This is a genomic window from Herbidospora cretacea (genome assembly GCF_001570605.1).
Lineage (GTDB): Bacteria > Actinomycetota > Actinomycetes > Streptosporangiales > Streptosporangiaceae > Herbidospora > Herbidospora cretacea.
On the sequence record NZ_BBXG01000021.1, the window covers coordinates 98,406 to 110,086 of the forward strand.

At 73.0% G+C, this 11,681-nt stretch carries 7 protein-coding genes; 3 read left to right on the forward strand and 4 right to left on the reverse strand.

What is annotated here, in order from left to right; all coding sequences use genetic code 11:
* Positions 1-20: 20 nt before the first annotated feature.
* Together AW270_RS31140 and AW270_RS31145 are read left to right on the forward strand one after the other, a co-directional pair.
* Complete coding sequence (locus AW270_RS31140; RefSeq protein WP_061299697.1) at positions 21-1,412, forward strand: NAD(P)H-quinone dehydrogenase; 1,392 nt, start codon at positions 21-23, stop codon at positions 1,410-1,412.
* A gap of 30 nt (positions 1,413-1,442) precedes the next feature.
* Complete coding sequence (locus tag AW270_RS31145) at positions 1,443-1,874, forward strand: VOC family protein (RefSeq protein WP_245674943.1); 432 nt, start codon at positions 1,443-1,445, stop codon at positions 1,872-1,874.
* Here AW270_RS31145 and AW270_RS31150 read toward each other — a convergent pair.
* From AW270_RS31150 to AW270_RS31160, 3 genes are all read right to left on the reverse strand, one after another.
* Positions 1,871-3,055 carry a pentapeptide repeat-containing protein gene (locus tag AW270_RS31150; RefSeq protein WP_061299699.1) on the reverse strand — a complete coding sequence of 395 codons (1,185 nt, stop codon included), beginning with the start codon at positions 3,053-3,055 and terminating at the stop codon, positions 1,871-1,873. The genes AW270_RS31145 and AW270_RS31150 overlap by 4 nt on opposite strands.
* Before the next feature lie 249 nt (positions 3,056-3,304).
* Positions 3,305-4,684: a hypothetical protein gene (locus AW270_RS31155; RefSeq protein ID WP_061299700.1), complete on the reverse strand. Its 1,380-nt coding sequence runs from the start codon at positions 4,682-4,684 to the stop codon at positions 3,305-3,307.
* Positions 4,685-4,822: 138 nt separating this feature from the next.
* The gene (locus AW270_RS31160) at positions 4,823-6,559 is read right to left on the reverse strand and encodes an acetyl/propionyl/methylcrotonyl-CoA carboxylase subunit alpha (protein WP_061299701.1); all 1,737 of its coding nucleotides are present in this window, start codon (positions 6,557-6,559) and stop codon (positions 4,823-4,825) included.
* 202 nt (positions 6,560-6,761) lie between these two features.
* Between AW270_RS31160 and AW270_RS31165 the strand changes: the two genes are divergently transcribed.
* Positions 6,762-7,034, forward strand: coding sequence for a WXG100 family type VII secretion target (locus AW270_RS31165; RefSeq protein ID WP_061299702.1), 273 nt, complete (start codon positions 6,762-6,764; stop codon positions 7,032-7,034).
* Between the two features lie 149 nt (positions 7,035-7,183).
* Here AW270_RS31165 and AW270_RS31170 read toward each other — a convergent pair whose 3' ends face one another.
* On the reverse strand, positions 7,184-11,671 hold the full coding sequence (locus AW270_RS31170; protein ID WP_061299703.1) for a type VII secretion EssC family protein: 4,488 nt from the start codon (positions 11,669-11,671) through the stop codon (positions 7,184-7,186).
* Positions 11,672-11,681 lie beyond the last annotated feature (10 nt).

The window sequence follows — 11,681 nt, forward strand, 5'->3', positions numbered from 1 at the left end:
GGTACGGAAGAATGGGACATGTGACGAGGATCGTGATCATCGGCGGCGGCCCCGGCGGATACGAGGCGGCCCTGGTCGCCGCCCAACTGGGAGCACGGGTCACCGTGGTCGAGGAAGAGGGGCCGGGCGGCGCCTGCGTCCTGACCGACTGCGTCCCCTCGAAGACCATGATCGCGACCTCGGTCCGCAAACAGGCCCTCGTCGACGGCACCTCCCTGGGCGTCCACTTCACCGGCGGCCCCGACGGCGACGTCGGCGGCGCGGTGGCCGACATGCCCGTGGTGAACCGCCGCGTGAAGGAGCTGGCCCGCGCCCAGTCGGCCGACATCGCCGCCCGCCTGGCCGCCGAGAACGTCGAGGTCGTCAGGGCCCGGGGCCGTCTGGTCGAACCGGGCACCGTCCGGGCCGGCGACCGCACGATCAGGGCCGACGTCGTGATCGTCGCCACCGGCGCCACCCCGCGCGTCCTGCCCGGGGCCGAGCCCGACGGCGAGCGCATCCTGACCTGGCGGCAGATGTACGACATCGACGAGCTCCCCGAGAAGCTGATCGTCGTCGGCTCGGGCGTCACCGGCGCCGAGTTCGCCGGGGCCTACATGTCGCTGGGCTCCGAGGTCACCCTGGTCTCCTCGCGCGACCGCATGATGCCCAACGAAGACGCCGACGCGGCCGAGGTCCTCGAAGAGGTCTACCGCCGGCGCGGCATGAACGTGATGGGCCGCTCCCGCGCCTCCTCGGTCAAGCGGACCGCCGACGGCGTGGTGGTGACCCTCGAAGACGGCCGCACCGCCGAGGGCACCCACTGCCTGATGACCGTCGGCATGGTCCCCAACACCTCCGGCATCGGCCTGGAGGACAACGGCGTCAGGCTCGACCGCAACGGCTTCATCGAGGTCGACAAGGTCTCCCGCACCTCCGCCCCCGGCGTCTACGCCGCGGGCGACTGCACCGGCGTCCTCATGCTCGCCTCGGTCGCCGCCATGCAGGGCCGCATCGCCGTGTGGCACGCCCTGGGCGAGGCCGTCCAGCCGATCCGCCTCGCGACGGTGGCCTCCAACATCTTCACCGACCCCGAGATCGCGGCGGTGGGGGTGACCCAGAAGCAGGTCGAGAACAAGGAGGTCGACGCGAAGGTCGTCAAGCTGCCCCTGGCCACCAACGCGCGGGCCAAGATGCAGGGCTTCAACGACGGCTTCATCAAGATGTTCTGCCGCCCCAACACCGGCATCATCCTCGGCGCGGTGGTGGTGGCGCCCCGCGCGTCCGAGCTGATCCTCGCGCTGTCGGTGGCGGTCCAGCACCGCCTGACGGTCGACCAGCTGGCCCACACCTTCGCGGTCTACCCCTCGCTCTCGGGCTCGATCACCGAGGCAGCGCGCCGCCTGATGTCCCCGCTCACCGCGGGCATCTAGTCTGTCGGTCCCGCCGCCTAGGTTGAGGGCATGACGATTCGGCGGATGGACCATGTCAGCATCGTGGTCGACGACCTCGCGGCCGGTGTCGGCTTCTTCACCAGGCTCGGCATGCAGGTGGAGGGCTCGGCGCCCATCGAGGGCCCGTCGGTCGACGCCCTCAACGGCATCGACGGCCTCCGGGCCGAGATCACGATGCTGCGGACCCCCGACGGCCACGGCAGGGTCGAGCTGACCAGGTTCCACGCCCCGGCGGCCTTCAGCCAGGGAGACCAGGCGAGACCCAACGCCCTGGGGCTGCGCAGCATCATGTTCCAGGTCGACGACCTCGACGAGACACTCGCCAGGCTGGGCGCCGACCTGGTGGGCGAGGTCGTCCACTATGAAGACGCCTACCGGCTCGCCTACGTCCGGGGGCCCGAGGGCGTCATCGTGGCCCTGGCCCAGCAGCTCGATTCCTAGCGGGGCAGCACCGACCGCACCCGGTGCAGCGCCTGCCGCCCGTGGTGCACCGCCGCCGCGGCGGCGTGCAGCTCCTCCGGCGTCCGGGCCAGGTAGAGCGCCTGCTTGGCCGCCTCGTAGGCGTCCAGCGCGGCCCGCCAGTCGTGGCTCGGGCCGCTGACCGCGTTGACCTTCATGTCGAAGTCGAGGGTGTCGATCTCCTCGCCCAGCCGGGTCACGTCCTCCTCCGCGGCCCGGCGGGCCAGGGCGAAGTTCGCGTCGGTGCGGCGGGTGCGCTGGTGGCTCACGCCCCAGACGATCAGGGTCAGGCTCAGTCCGAGCGCGCCGGCCAGGATGATCAGCAGGGCGGGGGACATCCCCAGGATCCGGGGCGGCACGTTGCGGCTCGGGATGGCGGAGATGTCGTCGCCGGTGTCGGTCGCCGGGGGGTCGTACTGCGTGTCCTCGGGGACATCGGTCGCACCCTCCCCGGCGCCGCTCAGGTTCACGTCGTCGGCCTGGATGAAGCTGGCCTTGTCGATCACCGCGCCGGTGAAGTCGGCGCCCTGGAGCTCGGCCTGGGTGAACTCGGCCTCGGTCAGGTCGGTCCCCTTGAAGACGGCGTGCTGCAGCTCGCCCTGGCCGAACGTGGCCTCCTTCATCTTGGCGCCGGAGAAGTCGGCCTTGCGGCCCTTGACCTGGCCGAGGGTGGCCTCGTTGAGGTCGGCGCCGACCAGCTTGGCGTTGGTCAGGGTGACCTGGGTCAGGTTGGCCCTGGTCATGATGGCCTCGGTCAGGTCGGCGTTGGGGAACTCGGCCTGGCCCGCCTCGACGTCCACGAGGATGGCCTTCCGCAGGTCGGCCTGCTTGGCCCGCAGCTGGCCCAGGTCGGCGGAGGTGAGGTCGGCGCCCTGGAGGTCGGCATACTCCAGGTGGGCCTGGGTGAAGTCGGCCTCCTTCATGGAGGCGTTGCGGAGGATCGCGCCGGTCAGGTCCTTCTGGGTGAAGTCGACCTCGTCGAGCTTGGCGCCGGTCAGGTCGGCGCAGCGCAGGTTGCTCGGCAACTGGCGGCCGTTGGTGAAGTCGGCGCCGCGCAGCTGGGGGCCGGAGCCCTTCTGACAGGGCCCCGCCGTGGCATGGGCGGCGGTGGCCGGGGCGAGGGCCAGGGAGAGAACGAACAGCGAAGCGACGACGGCACGCACGGGAAACAGCCTCCTGAGGGGATGATCCGAGTTTCTCACGGGCCCTTTCGCCCCGCTTGCAGTCGTCTTGCTCAACCGTTTTAAGGCTTTTCTCCGTTACGGCTCCGCCTACCCTGACCCCGACCGCCGTCCCGCACCTCACCGCGACCGGCGCCGACCGCCCCCGCGCCGCCGCTCTCCGACGACAGACGCGAAAAGGCCCCGCGACCTCCCGAAGAGGTCGCGGGGCCCGAGCCCTGAGCGGGGGGACTACCAGTCGCCGCCGCCGAAGTCTCCGCCGCCGAAGTCGCCGCCACCCCAGTCGCCGCCGCCGCCGAAGTCGCCACCGCCGCCGCCGAAGTCGCCGCCGAAGTCGCCGCCGCCGTCGGCCGCCACGCCGTCGGCGTAGCCCGCGCCGTAGCCGCCGTAACCGAAGCCGCCGAAGGCGCTGCCGAGCATCGTACCGACGAGCATGCCGGTCAGCAGGCCGTCGAAGCCGCCGTAGTAGCCGTTGGCGTAGGGCTGGTAGGCCGGGCCGGCCGCCCAGTAGGGCGCCCGCTGGCCGTTGGGCAGGACGACCTCGCGCATCTGCGGGTCGAAGCCGCGCTCGATCGCGTCGGCGTCCATCGCGCAGGCGGGGACGTCGCGCAGCGCGCCGCCGGGCGGGGCCCAGCGCACGTTGCGGACCGACGGGCCGTGCTGGGGGTTGAAGAAGCACGGCGGGAGCCGCTCGGGGAGCGGCAGCTGGTTGACCTTGGCCTTCACGACGGCCAGGGCGTAGCGGCCGTCTTCCAGGGTGGCGGTGACGTCGCGCAGTTCGTCGGCCCGCCGGACCTGGGTGAGCTGGACCTTGGCCTTCTCGTAGGAGTCGAGGGCGTGCTGCCAGTCGTGGTCGGTGCCGGCCGCCGGGAGCATCTTGGCGTCGAGGTCGAGCGAGGTGATCTCCTCGCCGAACTTGGTGACGTCTTCTTCGACGGTCTGCTTGACGGCCTTGAGCTCGGCCGCCTCCTTCTCCTCGCGACGGCGCTTGTTCCGGCGCGCGATCAGCCAGATGCCGCCGCCGCCGACCACGGCGATGACGCCGAGGGTGGCCCAGACGCCGCCGTTGCCGCTGATCGTGTCACCGGGCTTCAGCGGGGCGGTGCGGTTGCCGCCGAGGTACATCTCGACCCGGTTCGTGAACTCCTGCATCACGGCGACCGGGTTCTCGACGTGGGCGCTGGCGGACTCGTTGGCCATCGTGGCGACCGCGCGCTGGGGGAACGCCGTGGTGCCGGCGAAGAGGGTCGTGCCGTCGATGACCGCCACGGTCGCCGCCGAACGGCCCTCCTTGTCGAGCTGGGTGAGCAGGCCCGGGATGAACTGGGCGACGTTGGCGCGGGTCACCGTGCCCTCGGGCAGCGCGACCGCGTAGATCGGATATTTGGCGTCGTCGAGAGTCGTGGAGATCTCCGACTGCTGCGCACTCGTCAGGGGAGACCCGCTCAGGGTGAACAGCGGGTTGGTCTTCCACGCGCCGATCACCGTGGCCGCGTCGGGAGGCGCGGCAGCTGCCCCTGCCGGAGGACTCACCAGGAACAGGGCGGACAGACCGATGAACAGTGCCCCGATGACTGCCCCGAGGCGGCCAAGCGGGTGGGATTTTGTCACGATTCGGGCCTCCTTCGCCCTTGAGGACGAACGGCGTTGCGCGATGGTTCCGCTGCCCTCCACCGTATCCGCCTCCGGAGCACGCCAAGCGCACGGAAACCCCGGAGAACCAGGGCTGTCCGCTCGCCGCGAAATCCGTCAGGCGTCCTTGATCTCGCAGATGACCGAGCCCGCGGTGACCGTCTGCCCGACCCCGGCCGCCAGCCCGGTGATCACGCCCGTCTTGTGCGCGGTGAGCGGCTGCTCCATCTTCATGGCCTCCAGGACCACGATCGTGTCGCCCGCCGCCACCGCCTCGCCGTCGCCGACGACGACCTTGACGATCGTCCCCTGCATGGGGCTGACCAGCGAGTCCCCGGAGGCCGCCGCCTTCTTGGCGGCTCCGCCGGCCCGCTTGGGAGCCTTCTGGACGGTCTTCGCCGGCGCGCCCATCGAGGGCAGCACCACCTCGATCCGCCGGCCCCCGACCTCCACGGTGATCCGCTCACGCGAGACCGGCTCGGCCGTCTCCTGGACGCCGTCGTAGGGCGGGATGTCGTTCACGAACTCGGTCTCGATCCACCGCGTGTGCACCGAGAACGGCTCGCCGGTGAACGCCGGGTCGGACACGATCTTCCGGTGGAACGGGATGACGGTCGGCATCCCGTCGATCTCGAACTCCGCGAGCGCCCGCCGGGCCCGCTCCAGCGCCTGCGTGCGGGTGGCCCCCGTCACGATCAGCTTCGCGACCAGAGAGTCGAACGACTGGGGCACCGTCATCCCGGCCTCGTAACCGGAGTCGAGCCGGACGCCCGGCCCCGAGGGGGTCCGCATCGCGGTCAGCGTGCCCGGGGCGGGCAGGAAGCCGCGCCCGCCGTCCTCGGCGTTGATCCGGAACTCGAACGAGTGGCCGCGCAGGTGGGGGTCGCCGTAGCCGAGGGTCTCGCCGTCGGCGATCCGGAACATCTCGCGGACCAGGTCGATCCCGGACACCTCCTCGGTCACCGGGTGCTCCACCTGGAGGCGGGTGTTGACCTCCAGGAAGGAGATCGTGCCGTCCTGGCCGACGAGGAACTCGCAGGTCCCGGCCCCCACGTACCCGGCCTCGCGGAGGATGGCCTTGGAGCTGTCGTACAGGATGACCATCTGCTCCTCGGTCAGGAACGGCGCGGGCGCCTCCTCGACGAGCTTCTGGTGGCGGCGCTGGAGCGAGCAGTCGCGGGTCGAGACGACGACCACGTTGCCGTGGGCGTCGGCCAGGCACTGGGTCTCGACGTGGCGCGGACGGTCGAGGTAGCGCTCGACGAAACACTCGCCCCGGCCGAACGCGGTGACGGCCTCGCGCACCGCGGATTCGTACAGGTCCGGGATCTCCTCCGTCGTGCGGGCGACCTTCAGGCCGCGCCCGCCTCCGCCGAAGGCCGCCTTGATCGCGATCGGCAGTCCGTTCTCGGCCGCGAACGCGACCACCTCGTCGACGCCGCTCACCGGGTCGGCGGTCCCCGCCACCAGAGGCGCGCCCACGCGCTGGGCGATGTGCCGCGCCTGCACCTTGTCACCCAGCGCGTCGATCGCCGAGGGGGGCGGTCCGATCCAGGTCAGCCCGGCGTCGATGACCGCCTGCGCGAACCCCGAGTTCTCCGCGAGGAACCCGTAACCGGGATGCACCGCGTCGGCCCCCGTCTGACGGGCCACCGCCAGCAGCTTCTCGATGTCGAGGTAGGTCTCCGCCGGGCTCTGCCCGCCCAGGGCGTGCGCCTCGTCGGCCACCCTGACGTGGAGGGCGTCGAGATCCTGGTCGGCGTAGACCGCGACGCTCGCCAGACCCGCGTCAGCGCAGGCACGGGCGATCCGAACGGCGATCTCGCCCCGATTGGCGATCAGGACCTTCTGCACCGGGAGCTCCTAACACTCGACCTGACAGGAGTGTATGGATGCCCGCCCCATCACTGCCCGGCGACCCGGGTATGTGCGGGTATTTCACCGTTGAGCTGCCGAAATCAGTCCCGGGTCATAGCGACTGCGCATAACCGGTGCTCAGGGCCGGTCCGGCGTCTACGGTGAGGGCGCCATATCGGTGTCCGTGAAGGGAAAAAAGATGAGTCAGAGCTTGCTCGGCGGTGACCCGGCGGAGATGCAGACCATGGCCGCCCAGTTCACCCAGCAGGCCGACCAGGTCCGCGCCACGATGGCCACCCTCGACCGCGAGGCCGCCAAGGTCGGCTCGGTCTGGACCGGCCCCGGCGCGGAACGGTTCCGCGACGCGTGGCAGAACCACCGGGCGGCCTTCCAGCGCATGTCGGAGGAGCTCAACGAGGCATCCCGCACCATCAACACCTACCGGGGCAACATCGAGTCCGCCACCCGCTGAGTAGGGGGCGTGGTTCCGCGCGCCAGGAACCACGCCTTTACCGGGCCCCTCGCCGGTAGGCGCTGAGGGGCCGGGCGCTTTGCCGCGAGTGGCCGCGCCGAGTCTGGAATCGACGCGTCGCCGGCTGCTTCTCGCTGACTCGTGATGGCTTACGGGACCGCTGTCTGGATCGGGGTGGCGGTGCCGGAGACGATCAGGAGGCCCCGGCCCACCGGGCCGCCGCCCGTCGCGCCCCTCGGCAGGCGGACGTTGAACAGGTCGCCGTCGGCCGGGCTCTGGACCGACAGGAGCAGGCCCGTCCGTGACTTGCGCGCCTCCGCCACGAACCCCCGGTAGGCCGTGGCCAGATCACCCGTGGTCCCCGCGATCAGCAGCCCGTGGTCGCCGTCGCGGGCCTTGCGGAGGATCTCGTCGAGGGCCGTGCCCAGGGCCGAGTCGGGGGAGATGAGCTCGGCGTCGTCGACGATCACCACGTAGTTCTGCTGCCCCTCCAGCAGCCTCATCGGGTCGTGCGCCCCCGGCAGCCCCCCGAAGCCCCCGTCGGCCGCCTGGTCGTCTTCGCGGACGCTGCGGGCGTTGCCGTCGAGCACCGCCAGCACCCCCCGCAGCTCCCGCAGCGGGCTCCGGCGCGGGGCGATCACCAGGACCGGCACGTCGTGGTCGAGCAGGGACTGTGCCGCCGTCAGCAGCGTCGACGACCGGCCGGAGCGGGAGGGCCCGGCGACGACCGCCGCGGGACCCTGGCCCAGCAGGTCGACGCCCATGGGGGCCAGCGCGTCGCCGCCCGCCCCCAGGAGGGCCCACAGGCGGGAGGGCGGTTGGAAGCCGCGGACGAGGTTCATGGCCTGGTCGGCGGTGACCCGGGCGGGCAGGGCGTCGACGCGCAGCGGGCGGTTGACCGACGCGGGGGCGGCCGACCGGGCCAGCGACTGGAGAGCCGCCACCTGGGCGGGGCCCGAGGGATCTTCGGCCAGCAGGGCGATCTGGCTCTCCACGATGCCGTGTTCGCTCATCGACAGGGCCCGGCCGTTGGGCATCGAGGCGGGCACGTTCTTGGCGGGCAGGCCGGCCAGGCCGTAGTCGGCCGGGTCGGACAGGCGCAGGACCAGGCGGTCGTCGAACACCGTCGAGATCTGCCCGATCAGGCCCGACCGGTCGGAGGTCACCACGGCGCGCAGGCCCACCGCCGGGCCCTCGCGGAGGAGCTGCATCACCCCGTCGACCAGACGGCCGTAGTCGTAGTTCTCGAAGGCGGCGACGAAGCCCTCCCAGCGGTCGATCATCAGCACCAGCCACGGTTCGCGCAGCCCGGCGGCCCGCGCCTCGGCCAGGGAAGCGAAGCCCGCCTCGGCGAGAACCTGCTGGCGGCGGGCCAGTTCCGCGCGGAGCCGGGCCAGCAGGCGTTCGACGCGGTCGAGCTGGTCGCGGGTGACCACCGCGCCGCAGTGGGGGAGCGCGACCAGGGGCAGCAGCGCGCCCGAGCCGCAGTCGATGGCATGGAGGTGCAGGTCGTCGGCGGTCATGCGGGTGGCCAGCGACCCGGCGATGGTCCGCAGGGCGGTGGATCGGCCGCTCCGGGCGGTCCCGGCGATCAGCAGGTGGCCGGGGCCCAGCACCAGCGGACGCCGGCGCTGCGCCCACGGCAGGTCGGTGACCCCGAACGGGATCGCCTCGCCGCCCGCCTCGGGCAGGCTCACGTGGTCGTCGAGCGGAGGCAGCCACGGGCTCGGCTGTTTCGGCACGCCCCGGGACACCTCGATGACCCGGTCGACCAGCCTGGCCAGGTCGGTCGTGCCGGACAGGTCGGTGACCAGAGTGCTCGCCGGCGGACGCCCGAGGGCCTCCCAGGGCAGGTCGGTGACCCGTACCTGCCCGAGAGACCCGCCCCCGCCGGGCGCCCGCCCCCCGATGCGAGCGGCCTGGACGGCCACCGCCGGCCCCGAACCCGACCGGACGTAACAGCGCCCGGGGACGGACTTGGGGATGTGGGCGGCCTCCGGCCCGTCGATGACGTCGGCCGACTCGCGGGCGTCGGTGACGCGGAGCGCGATGCGGAGCGACGTGTTGGCCTGGATGTCGGCGGTGACCACGCCCGCCGGGCGCTGCGTGGCCAGGATCAGGTGGATGCCCAGCGAGCGGCCCCGGCGGGCGATGTCGACCAGGCCCTCGACGAACTCGGGCAGCTCGGCCACCAGGGCGGCGAACTCGTCGATGATCAGCACCAGGCGCGGCATCGGCTCGCGCACGCCGGTGGTCCGGACGGCGGCCCGGCCGAAGATGCCGGGGGCGGTCGCCTGCTGGACGCCGCTCGCGCCCATGATCCAGGTGGTGCCGCGTTCGTCGAGGTAGTCGTCGATGTCCTTGGCCCCGGCGTCGAGGAGCAGCCGCTCGCGTCGGCGGATCTCGGCGGCCAGGGACGCCAGGGCGCGCTGGGTCAGGTGGGCGTCGAGGTCACTGACCATGCCGACCGTGTGGGGCAGCCGGACGCACTCCTTGAACGCCGCGCCGCCCTTGTAGTCGACCAGCACGAACGTCATCTCGTCGGGCCGGTTGACCGCCGCCAGCGAGCTGATGAGCGTCTGGAGCAGCTCGGACTTGCCCGCGCCGGTGGTGCCCGCGATCAGCGCGTGGGGGCCGTCGCGGCGCAGGTCGATCGTGAACGGCCCGTCGGGGCCCACGCCCAGCACCGCCTGGGTCGAGCGGCCCGGATTGGCCGGCACGTCGATCAGGTCGAGCAGCCGCGCCGAGTCGGGCAGCGCCGCCGCCGGGTCGTCGCGGCTCACGTCGCGGAGCGGGGCCAGCGAGCGGGCCAGCCGGTCGGCCCACGCGGGCGAGACCAGGTCGGGGCGGATCGCGCCGAGGGCGTCGAGGCCGCCGCCGCGCAGCCGGATCGTGCCGTCGTCCTCGCAGGCCACGACGGTCGCGCACTCCTCGGGCAGGAGCGACTGCACGTCGTCGATCGCGATCGTGTAGACCCCGGCGGGCGGGCCCTGGCGGAGCACCTGGGGCATCCCGGGCAGCGCCCGCAGCGCCTGCGCGCCGTCGAGCACGACCAGCACGTCGTAGGGCCGCTCGTCGTAGGTGCCGAAGGCGGGTTCGGCGGTCTTGGGGGCGCCCCGGCCCAGGTCGTTCCAGCTCGACGGGCCGCCGGTCAACCGGCCGGGCTTGAGCAGGGGGCCGCCCTCCTCCCCCTGGCGTTCGGTGATCAGGGCGGCCAGTTCGGCGACCCGCCGGGCGGCCGTCTCCAGGTCGCCGCCGACCGAGGCCAGGCTGCCGCTGGCGTGGGTGACGCAGTGGGGCAGCCAGCGCACCCAGCCCCACTGCGACGCGCCGTCGGGGCTCGCCGACAGCACGACGATCGCCAGGTCACGGGGGCTGTGGAGCGCGGACGCCTGGGCCACCAGCCAGCGGGCCACCCCGATGGCGCTCGCCCGGGGGCCGGTCACGCCGGCCACGCCCAACCGGCGCATCGCCAGCGCGACCGGCACGTCACGGGCAGGCGGCACCCGCTCGGGGGAGGGCGGCTCAAAGGTGATCTCGGCGGGCAGGTCGGCGAGGCCCACCCGCAGCCGCAGCGCGTCGGCGTCGTGGGTGCGGCGCTCCCACAGCCGCCGCCGGGGGCCGGTCGCGGTCAGCAGCACCTCGGCGGGGTCGGGGGCGGCGGCCCGGCGGGCCTTCTCGTCGGCCGCGCGGGCCTTCTCGACGGCGCGGTCGAAGGCCTCCATGGCCCGTTTGTGGTCCCTGACCGCCTGGCGGTGCTGCTTGCGGCCGTGGCGCCGGTCGCTCGCCCACTGGCCGATCATGATCATTGGGGTCATGAACGCGATCAGCAGGAAGTACCAGTTCTTGAACGCCCACGCCATGACCAGCCCGAACGCCGCAGGCAGGAACGCCGCCAGCAGTTGGAGCCGGGCGCCCTCGGCCCGCCGGGGCTCCTGGGGCACCTCGATCCGGGCCGTCCGCTCGGGCGGCACGAGTCTCGGGGGGCGGTTGTAGGCGAGCCCGCCGTCGGGCAGCGCGTCGAGGTGGGCGTCGGGCTGTTCGATGCGGCCGACCGTGAAGACCGAGTGGCCGATGGCCAGCACCGCGTCTTCGGGCCAGTCGACCGGGCTGGTCACCTGCTCTCCGGCCAGGCGCAGCGGGACCGTGCCGACCGGTTCGACGGTGATCCCGGCCGGGCCCAGGCGGACCACGGCCGCCTCGGGCGGCAGGAGAGGGTCGGTCACCGCCACGGCGCACGCCGGATCGCCGCCGATCACGTGGGCGCCGAGCCCCAGGCGGTGGACCGACCCGGCTCCCGGGCCGCCGGCGACCCGCAGCTCGGCGGTGCCGCCGGGCTCCTCGACCACCGTGGCGGCCGCCCCGCCGGGGTCGAGCGCCACCCGGTCGCCGTCGCGCAGCAGGCCGAACACGCGCGCGTCGGCGGGCAGCGGACGGCCGTCGAGCCAGAGCACCCCCTCGGAAGCCGCCTCCCGGTCGATGCCGTAGGGCGCGCGGGCGCGCGGCAGCCTGACGACGTTGCCCAGGTTGCGGGTGTCGAGGGCGGTGGCCAGGCCGGTGGCCGTGGTCGACTCGTCGCCGTCGACGATCACCTCACGGTGACCGGCGCTGCCGACGACGGTGAGGGTGATCCGCATCGGCGGCACT